Source organism: Mariniflexile maritimum (assembly GCF_009746565.1).
Taxonomy (GTDB): Bacteria; Bacteroidota; Bacteroidia; order Flavobacteriales; family Flavobacteriaceae; genus Mariniflexile; species Mariniflexile maritimum.
Genome location: NZ_WRPN01000005.1, coordinates 39,491 through 55,069, shown reverse-complemented (window position 1 = coordinate 55,069; position 15,579 = coordinate 39,491). Strand labels below are relative to the sequence as shown.

Below are 15,579 nucleotides of genomic sequence, written 5' to 3'. Positions count from 1 at the left end.
TCGTGTTTCAGTTTTACCATGCGGTTTTTGACCAACTTTTAATTTTATGCCCCCAGATTGCAAATAGCAAAATAATCGCATAGCAAGGAATTAAAATCCAGTAGCTACTTGTTGCGGCTGTTGCCATAGCATCGGCTTTCTCTAAACCACCAGTAATGAGTTCGTGTTTGTTGGCATCGACCATTCTTCCGTATAAAGGCGGTATGATTGCCCCTCCTGAAATTGCCATAATAAGTAAAGCAGACGCTGTTTTGGTAAACTTGCCCAATCCTTCCAAGGTTAAGGGCCAAATAGCTGGCCAAACCAAGGCATTGGCGATACCTAATGCCGCCACAAACATAATTGATGTAATTCCAGTGGTGTACAAAATGCAGACACTGAATATAATACCCAAAAGAGCACTTCCTATGAGTGCCGTTTTTTGCTTTAAATATTTAGGTATTAAAATAACGCCTAGGGCATAGGTTGCCACCATGGCCATTAACGTATAGGCCGTGAAATGTTTGGACTCTTCACCAGTAAAGCCTAACGATATGCCGTATGAAATTATTGAATCTCCAGCAATTACTTCGGCACCTACATAAACAAACAATGCCACTACACCAAACCATAAATGCGGAAATTGGAAAATACTGGTTTTTACGCTTTTACCCGCTACTGCCTCTTCGGGCTCTATTGCTTCAACATGTGGCAATGGCGCTTTTCTTATTAAAATCCCTAAAATAAACAATACAATGGCCATGATTAAATAAGGCATAAAAACACTATCGGCCATGGTATCCAGAAGCACGCCTTTTTCTGCTACCGTGGCAGTGCCTAATTTTTCTTTTACTTCATCAATTCCTGAAAGCAATAAGGCCCCAAAAATCAACGAGCCTAAAGCACCCGCGGTTTTATTGGCAATTCCCATGATAGCAATACGTTTGGCACCACTTTCAATAGGCCCTAAAATAGTGATATAGGGGTTTGATGCCGTTTGCAATAAAGTCATACCAATACCTTGGATGAATATGCCTGTTAAAAAAACCCAGTACGTTCTGGCTTCTGCCGCCGGAATAAACACCAAGGCACCAATTGCCATGATAACCAAGCCTAAAGACATCCCTTTTCTATATCCTATTTTATTTAAGATATAGGAAGCAGGCAATGCCATAACCACAAATGATATATAGGATGCGGAAGCCACTAAATAGGATTGTGCGTCGGTAAGCTCATTAATGGTTTTCATAAAAGGTATTAACGCACCATTTATCCAGGTAACGAATCCGAAAATAAAAAAGAGTCCAGCTATAATGATAATAGGTACTAACGTGTTGTTTTTGGCAACAGACTGTTGTGGATGCGACATATTAATTAGTTTAGGGTTAATTGGTTTTTATTGATTTCACTATATTTTTCATTCAAACTTTGCAATAATTTGAATTGGTTTTTGGCACGATCAAAATTATGCGTTGGGTATTTGGTTTTGTAATACACATCATTATTTAGGTAATCGGTTAAAAAACGCAAAGCCTGCTGAAATATAATGGATTTTGCGCCTAATGGCAAATAGTTTATTTCCAAAGGACTTAACGAATCCTGCACCTTTTCTAAAAATCCTTTGGTATAGGCGTTGTAATATTCGGCATTAAAAGTAACCAAATCCAAATTGGCTTCATCTTCGGCAGCGGAATTGCAAATAGTTCGAATGGCATCGCCAAAATCATAATGCACAATTCCGGGCATTACGGTATCGGTATCAATAACGCACAAGCCTTTATTGTCTTTAGTAAACAACGCATTCGATATTTTGGTGTCGTTGTGCGTAACGCGTACTTTGATATGGCCCGATTCTTTTAAATTTTCAAGAATATGCATTTCTTCCTTTAACTCAAAAACAGAGTCTATTTCATTTTTAGCATTAAAAAGTCGGTTTTTTGGTGCCGATTGCAACGCCGAACTAAACTGTGCGAACCTAAAAGACATGTCGTGGAATTTCGGGATGACTTCTGTTAATTTGGTTACATCAAAATCGCTGGTTAAATTCAAAAATTCACCGAATAATTTCCCACCTTCATAGGCCACTTCTTCATCCTTTACCGTTTCATACGTGACACTGTCGTCAATAAAATACATAAGGTTCCAATAATTACCGGTTTCATCTTGGTAATAGGAATTGTTATTTTTTGTTTGGGCAAATTGAAGCACTTTTCTATCCAATTCTTCCTTTGGCAAATGCTTTAGTTTGTTTTGTATGTGCAGACTGATCGCGACTTTGTTATTGATTAAGCCCACAACATCTTTAAAAACACCATGGTTGATGCGCTGTAATACAAAGTAGGGCTTTGTTTTGGTAACCACCAAATACGTGTCGTTAATATGGCCCGAAGCCAATTCCTTAAATTCTTGAAATGCGCTGTTATGCTGAAACTGATTGAAGATGTATTGTAATTTTTCCGTATTCATATTACCAAAGTTTTGTTGGGTAAATACCTTGTTCTTTTAATTTACCTATTGCTTTTTCTACTATTTCCTTATCTTCTTTGTAAGTAACCCCAAACCATTTTGCATCCGATTGCAATACCTTTACGGTGGCTTTTCCGGATTTCAATATCTCGTTTACTATGGAAGGCAGATAAAATTCAGCTTTGGGGTTTGCTTTGTTTTCTTCTAAAAACGTGTTGAACAAAGCCCCACCAAACTCAAAACATTTTGGCGTGAAGCCCCAGAAATTCATGGAAACAATGGTATTTTCATCAATGGGAACAAAAGTACCGGCATCATCCTTCCGCATCAAAACGCCGTTCATTTTTTCAATATGGGTGCGTTCGGTAACATCAACCAGATAGCCCTTTTCGTTTACCCTGCACTCGCCCCTTGACACAAAACCATGATCGGAAACGGTATTTTTAAGCAAATAGGCCATGGTATTAAAATGGTACGAATCTTTATTGGTTGTCCTTAAAGCCTCTGCCATGACCTGAAACGCCTCAGCGCCATAAAAATCGTCGGCATTGATGATGGCAAAATTTTCATTGACCGCATTTTTGGCCATTAAAAGTGCATGGCCAGTGCCCCATGGCTTGGTGCGCTCTGGGTTCACGTAGTTTTCGGGCACACTGTCCAACTCTTGAAACACATAGGCAACTTCGGCTTTTCCTTCCAATTTTTTGTTGAAAATTTCCTTGAACTCGCTTTCAAAACTTTTTCTTATGATGAACACGAATTTGCCAAAGCCCGCACGAAGCGCATCGTAAATTGAAAAATCAATAATCGTATCGCCTTCTGGCGTAAAAGCATCCATTTGTTTGAGTCCGCCATACCGGCTCCCCATTCCTGCCGCTAAAACCACTAAGGTCGGTTTTTCCATTTTAATATATTTTTTAGTTCCCTTTAAACCGTAATACACTTAATTTCAAACGAGTACTGCGGTTAAAAAGACACGATTCTTCACCTCGTTTACCACAAAAGTAACGAAAGCCCATTGATAAAAAAAGAAAAAACAGATAAAATGTGCTCGAACACACAAAAAAATGTGTTCGATAACATTATAGAATATTAACGAAGCTTTCATACATTTGTAATATGTTAAAAAAATACACCATTCGAGATATAGCCAATTTGGCAGGCGTATCCAAAGGCACCGTCGATAGGGTGCTACACCATAGGGGGAAAGTATCGGAAACTGCCCTAAAAAAAGTGAACGATATACTGGACAAAATTGATTTTAAGCCCAATCTTATAGCCAAAAACCTTAAAAACAATAAGGTATATCGCATTTGCGTTTTGCTGCCAGACCCCAAAAAAGATGTGTATTGGGAACCCTGCATTAGTGGTATAAACACCGTTATTTCTGAGTTGGGGGCCTTTGGAGTAAATATTGAAACCGTATTATTTAACCCAACGCAAACCAAATCGTTTTTAGACGCCAATGCACAGATCCAGCGCAGCATGCCCGATGCCGTTTTGTTGGTGCCCTTATTTTTTAAGGAAGCACTTATAGTTATGGAAACCTATGAAGCCTTAGGCATAAAAGTTTCGACGTTTAATAACCGCATCGCCTCAGAAGCTGCAAAAAGCTTTATTGGCCAAGATTTATTCCAAAGCGGACGCGTGGGCGCAAAATTACTGCAAAGCCTTGTTAATGAAGGCGATATTGCCATACTGCACGTAAGCGAGAAGTATAAAAACGCGGTGTTCATGCAAGAAAAGGAAAAAGGATTTATAAGTTTTTTTAACGATCTGGACTCGCCTAATTACAACCTTTTAAAGCACAAACTAAAGGATTTGGATTTTGAAACTTCACTAAAAAACTTCATAGCCGAACACCCCCATCTAAAGGGAATTTTTGTAACAACTTCCAAAACGCATCAGGTTGCAACCATCATTCAAAAATTAACCCCTAAAAAGATTGCCTTGGTAGGTTACGATTTATTAACAGAGAACATTGCCTATTTAAAAAAGGGCACGATTGATTTCTTAATCCATCAACACCCAAAACAACAAGCTTATTTGGGACTGAAACTTTTAGTGGAACATTTTATTTTTGAGAAAGAAATACCAACTCAATTACTATTACCTATTGATATTATAAATTCTGAAAACATTACGCTTTCTGCAAGAGATTAAGCATCTACCAAGTTTAATGTTCCAAAAGAAGCTGGTGTGTGGAAATTTGGTGTTTCAGTTTTTGGATCTATCCAAGTAATCCATATGGGCTCGTAAGTACCATTTTCTTGTAGAATGTATTTTGCACGATAAATGCCTGTTTCTATTTTACCATTATTCAACAAATTTAATTGTATCAATGATACTAAATTGATAGCTATTTCAACGGTGAAATAATCCTTTTGAAAATCCGATTTAATCAAAATATCATCTGTTGGCCAATTCCAATTAAAATCAAATTCTTTATTCGGTTTTGCTTTAAAATCCATTAAACGTGGAGACGGATCTATTTCTAAACAATAATAAGGGTTAAGTTTGCTATTTGTTCTAAAAAAAAGCTCTACCCTATCTGAATTGTTAATACTGCTTTTTGTATTATCAGTTGTATCAATATGGATTTCAGAATCTTGGACTTTGAAATAACAATATAAATTTACTGCATCCCACAGCGCTTTAAAAGTTATTTCATTTACCGAAGCATCATCCCATGGTGAAGAAAAATTGGTTAATTCATTAGCCTTTTTCCAGAGTGAATGATTACCCTTCCCATTAATTTCTAATTGGTTTTTATCAATTTTTACGACGTTGTATGCTTTTAATTTAGATTCCAATTTCTTATTTGTTTTTAAAATCACTCATTATTTAATCTTTAATGATATGAATGCTGTTTTGGTTTTCACTTTTTTCAATTAAAACCACTTCTCCATTTACAATTTGTCCGTTTACTTTAAAAAAATGTGCTGCTGGTGCGGGCGAATTATGAACAACCAATAGTGTATAGGTTTTATCATCTATATATAAATTTACCGCTTCCACATCCGCATCTTTAAGCAAAACATCTGCTCTATCATAAACAGGTGTTTTCTCGTACTTCAAGTTTGTTTTATCAGGGAAATATAACAAGGTAATAAACGATGTAAAACCTTCTGATTGCTTAAAAATTTCTGCTCGCTTAGTTTCTTCTTTTAAATTATATTCCGAAGACCACCAAGCGTCTGATAATTTAATTTCTGAAGCTTTAATGGGTTGGATTCTTAAATTGGAATCGGCATAAGTTGTGGTTAATCCCTCATTTTCAATTTGAATATTTTTATTCGGAAAATTAAAATATTGCGCATACGCGTGATTGCCATTAGCGGAAAAACTATCAAATACCAACCAAACATCTGGTTTTAAATAGAGCATCCGCCGTTTGATAAAAACAGGATCCGCTAACCGTTTGTATGCCGTATTTTCAGCTTCAGCATAATCAAAATCAGTCGTTATTTTAGTGTAAACACCTTGTGAGCGTGCTTCAAACGTATTTAACCACGAATCTTTATAAATACTATTAGTCAAATCGTCTACTCCTAAGGTATTGTGACTTTTATTGTTTTTGAAAAACTCCCGCCATTCATTATCCACATACGAAAAGCGCCCGCCATCAATTAAATAATCTCTACCATTAGCGAAAATGGTAAAATGCAATAGATTATCATGCCCATGACCGCAGCCCAACTTTTTTAAATGAAAACTAGTATAAGTGGCATCTGCTTCCCAAGAACTACGCATATAAAAATCGCCTGAACTTTGTTGATATGCCGATAAAAAATCGGGAAATTTAGAAGGTATATTTTCATATATCTTATTGTTTTCCATACCTGTAATGAATAACGTTTCATAATCTAACGTATTAAACGCTCTGGATTTTAATACAGGGTCGTTGAATATAGACGCTGCCAATGTAAGCAAACCTCTTAAATCGGTATCATCACTATCGCCTAAAAGTGGTTGGTGATAATTAGGTTTTTGCCATTTTACATTGGCATACGCCATCTCTTTTGTTTTTTGAACAAGAACTTCAGGCAACTTAATCCCTTTCTGTTGTGACAATAAATTCACATTCATGTAGCAGTGAAACACTTCATTATGGTACATGGGCGATTGCTCCCATTGGGTGCCATCTTCTAATATTTGCAGGTTGATACAAGTCGTTAATTTATCAATCGCATCCGTCTGCCATTGTGGTGCAATCTTAAAATCATCTAGAAACAACGACAAATTAAACAAACCTTGATATTCTAAAACACCCCAATTACTGGTTTGTGAAAAACCACTAAAGGCACTATTAATATAGACTCCCTGTTGATAAAGTGATTCTAAAAATTTAGACAAAAATGCGGGCGTTATGCTTTTTGATTTTTTTACATATTCAAACGATTTAATCCAATTTTCACATCGGATGCCAGCTTCAATACGACGCCATGAATAATTTTTCAAACTATCATCTAAAGGATTATTAGCAATCCAGTGGGTAACCTGTTTAACAAACCCTTTGGCATATTTTTCGTTCCCAGTTAGCAAATAGGCTTTTCCTAAATCAATCCAATATTTATGCCTGTTCAGCATATAACACCACTCCTCATCGCCATTTGGCATGGCTTTCCAATCGATTTCATTTTTGAACTGATAAGGAATGTTGGTTTTCTCCATGTCCCAATCATCACGAAATAAAAAATACTGGTTTAAAACATCGTTAGCTGTTTTTAATGTTTTAGTGACTTCTTTTGGATAGGTACTGTTTATATATTTCGCATCGGTTTCAGAAACCTTTAAATATAAATTTTCTTTTTTTTGATATAATTCAAATAAGGCTTTTAAGGCTTGCTGTTCGTTACCTGATACGTGCAATTTCTTAACAATTTCTAGTTGTGGTTTATTAAAATCAAGTTTTTCAAAAATTGCATTATTTTGTGCCAGTGTTGAAATACCAATAATAAAAAACAAAAAAAATATATTTGCTTTCATTTTCAATTCAATTTACTCCAATCTTGTTATCTTAAAATCTTCAATTATCATGTGATTTTCTACCGTTCTAAATCCGAAATAACCACTCGTGTAAGGATTAGCATCGTTAATTTCATAAATAACGTCACCATCTCTTTTGTAACTCGTGTAATTATCCTTTATTAAAATTTCGATGTGCATTTTTTTATTGGCTACAATCATAAATTTTTTATCTGTTAAATCGTGTTCTGGCAATAATGGTCTATCAATATTACCATCGTATCGTCTAAATCGGGTTTTTGAATTGTTGTGACCGCCATAGCCTACATAGTAAAGCTTTAAATGATGGTAATTTGGAAAATGACCGGCCCTTTGCTTGGATTCCTTAAAAAAATCATTGGGATGGTTAGGGTCGTTTGCCATCCAAAAACAATTCATATCGGATACTCTATCGTATGGTCCTTTATTGTCAATGATGGTAATATCGTACTCTATTTTTAGATTCCCTTCTAATTTATTTTTAAACCAAACGGTGCAGCCTTTGGCATCAATGATTTCCATTTTACCGTTATCAACATGTACTTCCCCGTTAGGTTGTTGTTCTATAATCCAATTAGAAGCATCGTTTAGAACATTTTTATAACTAATTTCATCTTGTGCTTTGCAACTATTCAGAAACAGTAAAACACAAAAAAACAAAATTTCAAAACAAAAGGTAAATTTTATAGAACGTCTCATTTTTTGAAATTACTATTTAATGTTGCTTTACTCGCATTCATAGATTCTTGAAGTTCATGAAGTCGCTGTTTAAGTGCAGCCGCGCGTTCTGGATATTTTGAAGCGAGGTTGTTTTTTTCCGAAATGTCTTCAGTTAGATTATGCAACTCCACAACACCGGTTTCATAAAACTCAATTAACTTCCAATCGCCTTGTCGGATAGCGGCTCCTGGCGTCCAACCACTGGCATGGTAATGTGGGTAATGCCAAAAAATTTCTTTTCTATCTATTTTATTACCAATAAGTAATGGCACAAGGTTTACTCCATCTATCTCCATATTTTTTTCTGAAGTGATATTCGCTAAAGATAACATGGTTGGAAAAAAATCATGACTTATTACGGGTTCTGAAACAACATGCGCAACACTATTATAATGTGCTGGTTTTATTAATAAAGGTACACGAATACCGCCCTCATACAACCAGCCTTTCCCACCTCTTAAAGGCACCACCGCCGTTGGTCTTTCATAATTCAAGCCTGCTTCAATAGTGGTTAAACCGCCATTATCAGAGGTGAATATGATGGTTGTATTTTCATAAAGTCCTTCATCCTTTAACTTTTTAATGAGGCGACCTACGTTTTCATCAAGCGCATAAACCATCGAAGCATATTCCGGATTTCTTTGAACTATTTTTGTAATAGCCGACCCTTCGTTTCTATCGGAAGGCATCAAAGTATCCATGGTTTTAAGTTTATGTTTAAACTTATCAATATACTTTGTATTGGCTTGAATAGGCGTGTGCACTGTGTAATAACTTAAATACAACAGGAAGGGTTTGTCCTTAATCGTATCTAAAAACTTGATTGATTCAGTGGTTAATCTATCGGTTAAATGTTCACCTTCGGGACCATCGGGTAAATACGGGTTTTTATAAGGCACATAATAACCCCCTGGGGGTTGTCCTTTATGAAACCCACCTAAATTCACATCAAAACCTTGATTTTGAGGTAGCAAGCCTTCATCCCCAAGATGCCATTTTCCAGCAAAAAAGGTGTTATAGCCCTGTTGTTTTAATATTTCGGCTAGGGTAACTTCTTCTAGTGGAAGGGCATCCAAATCTTTTGGGCCTATTAATTTTCTATCTTGATTATCATCACCGGGAATCCAATCTGTAATTTGTAATCTTGCCGGATGCTTGCCCGTTAAAATAGAGGCTCTGGTTGGCGAACAGATGGATGCGGAAGCATAGGCATTACTAAACTGGATGCTCGATTTACTTAAGGCATCTATGTTTGGTGTTTCATAAAAAGTACTGCCCGTATATCCTAAATCGGCCCACCCCATGTCATCGACCAATATGAAAACAAAATTTTGTTTTTTGGCTGTTTTGCATGAAAGTTGGGATACAACCAAACCAACTATAAGAAACTTTTTGAACATGCTTCTGATTATGTATCTGTTAAAAATCAATTTAGCTCCACTTCGTGCTTATTCGCAAATCCGTCTTTTTTTAATTTCATTAATTTTTCCCTGAAATCCTTTACTTTTTCTGGATATTCAGTTGCCAGATTTTTTTGTTCGTTCGGGTCGTTTTTTAATTCATAAAGTTGTGGTTTAAGCTGAAAACCGGTTTCAATGACGGGCCCCCAAGGCACTAATTTAGGACCATCCAACGGTTCTATATATTTCCATGAATTCTCAACATACGATAAGGGACCCATATAACTTTCTTGTATTAAAGAGGCTCTTCCAACGGTATCATTTCCCAATAAAACATTTAATTGGTTTTGGCTGTCTATAACATCGGCCCCTACTTTTTTAACGCCAATAAGTTGTGCAAACGAACGTAAAAAATCTACTTGACTAAACAAGGCGTTGGAAATGGTCCCTTTATTTTTACCATCGTGCCAACGTACAATTAAAGGGATTTTACTGCCCCCATCATAAGCACTATACTTGCCTCCGCGCATGCCGCCTGTTGGTTTGTGATTACCAAGTAGCTCTCTGGCACGGTCATGGTAACCATCATCCACCACCGGCCCATTATCGCTTGAAAAAACAACGATGGTATTTTCCAATAAATTTTGCGCTTTAAGTGTTTCCATGATTTGTTTTACCGTCCAGTCCAACTGTAAAATAACATCGCCCCTAGCTCCCATTTTACTCTTCCCTTGAAACATTTTGTTAGCGATTCGTGGCACATGGATATCGTGTGTAGAAACCATTAAGAAAAAGGGTTGGCCGTTATTGGCAGCGATGAATTTTTTAGATTTATCAACCAATTCCATGGGGATGGTTTCATCGTTCCATAAAGCCGCTTTTCCACCTTCCATATAGCCAATTCTGCTAATGCCGTTTACAATGGTATTGTTATGGCCTTGTGATGGCTTGAGCGTTAACAGCTCCGGGTTTTCCTTGCCCGTTGGCCAATTGCCTATTTTTTCTTTGTAATTGACCCGAATCGGGTCGTTAGGGTCGAGATTGACGATATGGTGATTTTCAACAAAAACGCAAGGTACCCTATCGCCGGTTGCAGGAATAAGGTATGCGTAATCAAACCCTATTTCCAAAGGGCCTGGAGCTATTTTGCCGTTCCAATCTGGACCTTCTGCGCCACCCAACCCTAAATGCCATTTACCAACAATGCCCGTTTTGTACCCAGCAGTTTTCAACATCTTGGGCAAGGTTGTTCTAGCTGTGTCGATTAACAGACCTTGATCGCCTTTCGCTACACCCGTCCCTTTTTTTCGCCATGCATAATCGCCCGTTAACAACGAATATCTGGACGGTGTGCAGGTAGCTGCCGTAGCATACGCGTTGTGAAAAGCAATGCCCTGGTTAGCCAAAGCATCAATATTGGGCGTTTCAATGGCCGTAGCACCATAGCTGCTTATGTCGCCATAACCCAAATCGTCGGTATAAATAAAAACAATATTGGGCTTTAACCGATGTTCTTCCGAAGTATTGGTAACCGCTTTAGTTTCTTCACTTTTATGCTTACAACTCATTGTAAACAAAACAAAAAGAACACAAACAGGTAAAAAATAATTTTTTAAAAACATATTGTGGGGTTTAAAATTAATCATGTAAAAAAAATTAATAAGGTTTATCAAATAAGGTATCGGATGTTAAAATACTTGTGGTTGGTAAAACGATTTTTTTTAGAAATTTTGTATCGTTTGTCTGTTTGCACCAGTTCAATAATTTTTGCCGACAATCATCAATATGCGTTAATTCAGCTTTAGAATTTATTAAATTATGCATTTCATAAGGGTCGTTTTCAATATCAAAAAACTGTTCCCTGTTTTTCCCCCAACTGTATAAAATATATTTATACTTTTGGGTTATCAAGGCCCTTCCTAAGGTACCATAGGCATTTTTACCTTCAAACTTTGTTTCAACTACTACAAAATCGTGCGGAGTAATATCTTTTTCAATGATTTTCTTGATGCTTTTTCCTAATAAATTTTCTGAAAAATCAATTCCAGCATAATCACATATTGTTGGATATAAGTCCAATCCATTAGAAACCAGAGATTTATTTAGTCTTTCATTGGCATTAGTGATTGCTTTATAATTGATAATTAAAGGTACTTTGACACTTTCCTGAAAGAGAGCTGTTTTTTGATTCCAACCATGTGATGCATTCCCATCGCCATGATCGCTGGTAAAAATAATGATGGTATTTTCCCGCAATCCTAAAGCATCGATAGCATTTATGATTTTGCCAATTTCGGCATCTACTTTTTCAACCAAACGATAATAGGTATAACGATACTGTCGCCAATCGGCTTCCGTATAATTTTGGGTAGGATAAATTTTAACCTCTACATTTTGCTCTAATTGCAATGCTTCAGGAAAGGTTGCTGATTTCTTGAAATTGACAGGTAAATTGGGTGTTTCATTTAATGGAACTGGCGCAATATTTCCATAAGGCAAAGGTTCATTCCGTGCCCATTCACAGATATTATGAGGATTATCAAAAGAAGCCACCAAAAAGAAAGGCTGGGTGCTTTTTTGTTTCAATTCTAAATAATCGATACATTTTTCGGCCAAAGGCATATCGCCAAAATCGGCAATGGTGGCAAACCCATTTCCATCTGCCATTGCCTCTTCATGGGCATGCCACTTTCCAGCATACGCTGCATCATATCCCGATTGGGTTAACAGATGCCCTAAACCCAATTGTTTATCAGTATCTTTCATTTTATTATCGCTGTCGGCATTGGAATTCACACCAAGGCTATGCGGCATTTTACCTGTAAAAATACTGGAACGCGACGGGGTGCAAAGCGGAAAGGTAACATACGCATTTTCAAAACGGATGCCGGTTTTTGCCAACCTATCTAAATTAGGCGTATGAAGGTTTAGGTTTCCTGCAATACTCAAGGCTTCAGCTTGATGCTGGTCGGTCATGATTAACACAATATTGGGTCTATTATCTTTTAAAAATGTGTTATTTTGTTGAGCTGAACAGAAAAAGCTAAATAAACAAAATGAAGCAATTAGCATCCGAAAATTGTAATTTAAAAATATGCTCTTCATAAGATTTTGTTTGAATGATATATATGAGTGCTTTATATAAAATAATCACTCTTTGATAAATTTATTCGTTTTGTATCCGTTTAAAACCAAAAAGTAAATTCCTTTTGATAAAAAGTTAACATCAATCTTATTGGAAGCTGCTGTTGACTCTCCTGTTTTAATAACTCGTCCTAAATTATCAGAAATCGTATAGAGAGTCCTATTTTTTAATCCATTTACGATAAGATAATCGGATGTTGGATTGGGATATATTGTTGTGGATACGACTTCATTTTTTGAAACACCTAAAACTTGTGTTGCTCCTTTTGTATAATATAAGCGATCAATTAATGTTGGCGTTGTTGTTAAATTTCTATTGGACGACATAATAATGGCATCACTATTTTCATCTACAGTTTTATAAGCTAATCCATTTGCAGGACTTAAAACGCTATTAAAACCTATACAATGCGCAGTAGTTAATGTGGTAACGTAATTGGGCGTTGCATAATATTGAATATCGCCATCTGGTGCTACAGAAACACCTAAAGTCCACCACGTATCTTTACCGCTATTGGGCGCATTTGTTGTAATTTGAATATCGTCTCTTCCCGGGCCTCTCAAGAGAAGAATATTACCATAACACCAAATCCCAGGCCATGAACTAGTTCCTGAATTATATTTTACGGGCATTCTTAACGAGGTAACGCCATTTTGGTCAAGTGAACCTGGCAAAAAAACATGCATCATCACAGAAGGTGTATCTGCAGAAACCCATGATGCGCCATACATAAAAAAGTCATCCTGCGATTCTGGATCTTGTCCACTATAATACGTGGTTCCAACAGCAGAAGGATTTGCTGCATACCATGCTGCATCTCTATCTTGTGAATAAAAAGCAAGAACTTGATTTCCAGATGATGTCACCTTTTTAGGGTTTGCAACAACAGAAATAACTTCAGGAGCACCCCTTTGTGTTCCAGATAAACCAAATCCTGCACCTGCCCAACCGGAACTGTAATCAAAAGTTTGACTTAAAAGTGACGTGCTTTCAAAATTTAATTCTTTTACCAAGGTTCCAGTACCTGGAATATAATAGGTACTTTGAGCAAATGATACTGCGTAAACTATAAAGTTTGCAAGCATTAATAATATAAATTTATTTTTCATAATGATTATTTTTTAGCTTTTTAAAATGAGATGATTGCATGCTATAACTTATTTTGAGATCATTTTTTTTCCATTTCCTCCCAAACTTTCAAACTTTCACCAACCCATTCGGGCAAGTTACCCAACCGGTGTTTTAATTGCGCTTCGTAAAGCGATTCTGGAAACACCGGGGCTCCCAAACTTTCCAAATACCCAACATTCGACTTTTCAAAGCTGGTTTCAGAACCATGCAAACCCACAACAATAGGATTTACTGCTGAAAAACCCCAATATATCCCTTTGCCTGATAAACTCCAAAAATCGTAGTTAATCTCAGCTTCGCCAACACGTTTGTAATTCCATAAGGTTAAACCGCCTAAATGGTGCGGTTCATTTATGTAATTACCACCGTGATTGGTCATTTTTGAACCTTCATAAAGATCGACCAAATTATTTTTAGGAATATCCGCATGAGAATCCCAGCCTTGTTTTGGTGTTTTTACACGCCAAATAACAGAACCTGAGGTTTTATGCGACATGGCAGCACCGTGAAATTGGCCGTTGTTGGTAGCATCGCTAATCAATCCTGTTAAAACCCGTGTAGATTGGGTTACATTGGTAAGTTTATGGCCGCCATTACCATCTACAAGCAACATGAGTATGGACGATGCATAGCTATTATTTAAGGAAACGGCACCCGTTATATTGCTAAAGCGGCATCGGCGAACCCAAGACATGGCTACGGTATTCATGGCTATTATAGACCAGGCATTGTCGTGAATATAATCTTTGTGGTGCACATAATTGTCGTTAAAATTGGCTTTAAAATAAATATCTTCCACACCTACATTTTCTAGAGGAATATAGGGATGGGCTTGCCAGTTTTCAGAAGTTGATATGTTATTAATCAACGGGTCTTTTATGGTTATTTGATTTCCGTTGATGCTTTCAATTTCATGGTTTTCGATAAAAGACACACCCTTTTTAATAACATTTTCCCAATGTGGACGAGGCGTTTTTCCATCCAAAGCTACTGAAACGGCGTCCAAATTATAAGGCATTTCCAACTGAATGTATTTGGAGTTTTGAAATAAATTAGGATGCTCCACCTCAATAACTACATGGCCTTCTTGAGCATTTTTTGTGATGTGCGTTGATGCCCCTTTACTTTTTTTTGCCGAAAACACAAACATATAACTCACCTTCCACTCCGGTTCGTCTGGATACCTTTGAAGCATGTGGCTTTTCATTTGAATTGTGGTACCACCGGTGCCCAAACCGCTGCCTTTTAAAATGATATTGGAATTATTTATAGTTATAGGGTTTGTTTTGGTTGGGTTTACATTCACTAAAAAAGTACCTGATGGAAAAAACACGATGCCGCCCTCTTGTTTTTCGGCAGCGTGAATGGCTTTTTGAATGGCTTCCTGATCGGATACCGAATCATTTGGAACGGCTCCAAAATCGACCACATTATAAACCTTTAAATGTTTGAACCTATCGGGAATGCCTGTTTCACCTAGTTTATAGCCCGCGTACGAATAATCAAAAAGCATCGGGACTTCCGGGTTGTTAATTTCGCCCGTGAATTTTTTCCAAATAATGGCTTCTTGGGCATTACAGAAGGATATGCTAAAAATAGAGCTAAAAAAAAGATAAAATAGACACTTCATGCTGTTATAATTTATTTTTAAACCGCAATTGCGAGTCATGAAGCAATCTTGGGATGGAAGTACTCCTATTCAACAAATTACTTCGTGGTTCCTTCTTGCAA

At 36.8% G+C, this 15,579-nt stretch carries 12 protein-coding genes; 1 reads left to right on the top strand and 11 read right to left on the bottom strand.

The window, feature by feature from the left end; translation table 11 throughout:
• Positions 1–13: 13 nt before the first annotated feature.
• From GQO80_RS08610 to GQO80_RS08600, 3 genes are read right to left on the bottom strand one after another with little or no spacing between them, the layout of a single operon-like run.
• Entirely contained in the window at positions 14–1,348 is a 1,335-nt protein-coding gene (locus GQO80_RS08610) for a sugar MFS transporter (RefSeq protein ID WP_157207948.1), read from the bottom strand.
• Between the two features lie 5 nt (positions 1,349–1,353).
• On the bottom strand, positions 1,354–2,445 hold the full coding sequence (locus GQO80_RS08605) for a phosphotransferase enzyme family protein (protein ID WP_157207947.1): 1,092 nt from the start codon (positions 2,443–2,445) through the stop codon (positions 1,354–1,356).
• A gap of 1 nt (position 2,446) precedes the next feature.
• Positions 2,447–3,349, bottom strand: a complete 903-nt coding sequence (locus tag GQO80_RS08600; RefSeq protein ID WP_157207946.1) for a nucleotidyltransferase family protein — start codon at positions 3,347–3,349, stop codon at positions 2,447–2,449.
• A 215-nt stretch (positions 3,350–3,564) separates the two neighbouring features.
• Here GQO80_RS08600 and GQO80_RS08595 point away from each other — a divergent pair, with 215 nt between their 5' ends.
• Positions 3,565–4,608, top strand: coding sequence for a substrate-binding domain-containing protein (locus GQO80_RS08595; RefSeq protein WP_157207945.1), 1,044 nt, complete (start codon positions 3,565–3,567; stop codon positions 4,606–4,608).
• On the opposite strand, the gene GQO80_RS08590 is transcribed toward GQO80_RS08595, so the two are convergent.
• From GQO80_RS08590 to GQO80_RS08555, 8 genes are all read right to left on the bottom strand, one after another.
• Complete coding sequence (locus tag GQO80_RS08590; RefSeq protein ID WP_157207944.1) at positions 4,605–5,258, bottom strand: sugar-binding protein; 654 nt, start codon at positions 5,256–5,258, stop codon at positions 4,605–4,607. The genes GQO80_RS08595 and GQO80_RS08590 overlap by 4 nt on opposite strands.
• A 31-nt stretch (positions 5,259–5,289) precedes the next feature.
• Positions 5,290–7,434, bottom strand: coding sequence for an alginate lyase family protein (locus tag GQO80_RS08585; RefSeq protein WP_157207943.1), 2,145 nt, complete (start codon positions 7,432–7,434; stop codon positions 5,290–5,292).
• Positions 7,435–7,446: 12 nt separating this feature from the next.
• Positions 7,447–8,151, bottom strand: coding sequence for a DUF6250 domain-containing protein (locus GQO80_RS08580; protein WP_157207942.1), 705 nt, complete (start codon positions 8,149–8,151; stop codon positions 7,447–7,449).
• Complete coding sequence (locus GQO80_RS08575; RefSeq protein ID WP_157207941.1) at positions 8,148–9,572, bottom strand: sulfatase; 1,425 nt, start codon at positions 9,570–9,572, stop codon at positions 8,148–8,150. The genes GQO80_RS08580 and GQO80_RS08575 overlap by 4 nt, the downstream gene beginning before the upstream one ends.
• 26 nt (positions 9,573–9,598) lie before the next feature.
• Complete coding sequence (locus tag GQO80_RS08570) at positions 9,599–11,140, bottom strand: sulfatase-like hydrolase/transferase (protein ID WP_198037747.1); 1,542 nt, start codon at positions 11,138–11,140, stop codon at positions 9,599–9,601.
• Positions 11,141–11,228: 88 nt separating this feature from the next.
• On the bottom strand, positions 11,229–12,644 hold the full coding sequence (locus GQO80_RS08565; RefSeq protein ID WP_262885568.1) for a sulfatase family protein: 1,416 nt from the start codon (positions 12,642–12,644) through the stop codon (positions 11,229–11,231).
• 78 nt (positions 12,645–12,722) lie between these two features.
• On the bottom strand, positions 12,723–13,826 hold the full coding sequence (locus tag GQO80_RS08560) for a T9SS type A sorting domain-containing protein (RefSeq protein WP_157207938.1): 1,104 nt from the start codon (positions 13,824–13,826) through the stop codon (positions 12,723–12,725).
• Between the two features lie 59 nt (positions 13,827–13,885).
• Positions 13,886–15,478 (bottom strand): DUF4955 domain-containing protein, encoded by a 1,593-nt coding sequence (locus GQO80_RS08555; RefSeq protein WP_198037745.1) that lies wholly within the window; start codon positions 15,476–15,478, stop codon positions 13,886–13,888.
• Between the last annotated feature and the right edge of the window lie 101 nt (positions 15,479–15,579).

Bases quoted from the DNA above. Each gene is read 5' to 3' on its own strand.
- GQO80_RS08610 (WP_157207948.1), bottom strand. From the start codon at position 1,348: ATGTCGCATCCACAACAGTCTGTTGCCAAAAACAACACGTTAGTACCT.
- GQO80_RS08605 (WP_157207947.1), bottom strand. From the start codon at position 2,445: ATGAATACGGAAAAATTACAATACATCTTCAATCAGTTTCAGCATAAC.
- GQO80_RS08600 (WP_157207946.1), bottom strand. From the start codon at position 3,349: ATGGAAAAACCGACCTTAGTGGTTTTAGCGGCAGGAATGGGGAGCCGG.
- GQO80_RS08595 (WP_157207945.1), top strand. From the start codon at position 3,565: ATGTTAAAAAAATACACCATTCGAGATATAGCCAATTTGGCAGGCGTA.
- GQO80_RS08585 (WP_157207943.1), bottom strand. From the start codon at position 7,434: ATGAAAGCAAATATATTTTTTTTGTTTTTTATTATTGGTATTTCAACA.
- GQO80_RS08580 (WP_157207942.1), bottom strand. From the start codon at position 8,151: ATGAGACGTTCTATAAAATTTACCTTTTGTTTTGAAATTTTGTTTTTT.
- GQO80_RS08575 (WP_157207941.1), bottom strand. From the start codon at position 9,572: ATGTTCAAAAAGTTTCTTATAGTTGGTTTGGTTGTATCCCAACTTTCA.
- GQO80_RS08570 (WP_198037747.1), bottom strand. From the start codon at position 11,140: ATGAGTTGTAAGCATAAAAGTGAAGAAACTAAAGCGGTTACCAATACT.
- GQO80_RS08565 (WP_262885568.1), bottom strand. From the start codon at position 12,644: ATGCTAATTGCTTCATTTTGTTTATTTAGCTTTTTCTGTTCAGCTCAA.
- GQO80_RS08560 (WP_157207938.1), bottom strand. From the start codon at position 13,826: ATGAAAAATAAATTTATATTATTAATGCTTGCAAACTTTATAGTTTAC.
- GQO80_RS08555 (WP_198037745.1), bottom strand. From the start codon at position 15,478: ATGAAGTGTCTATTTTATCTTTTTTTTAGCTCTATTTTTAGCATATCC.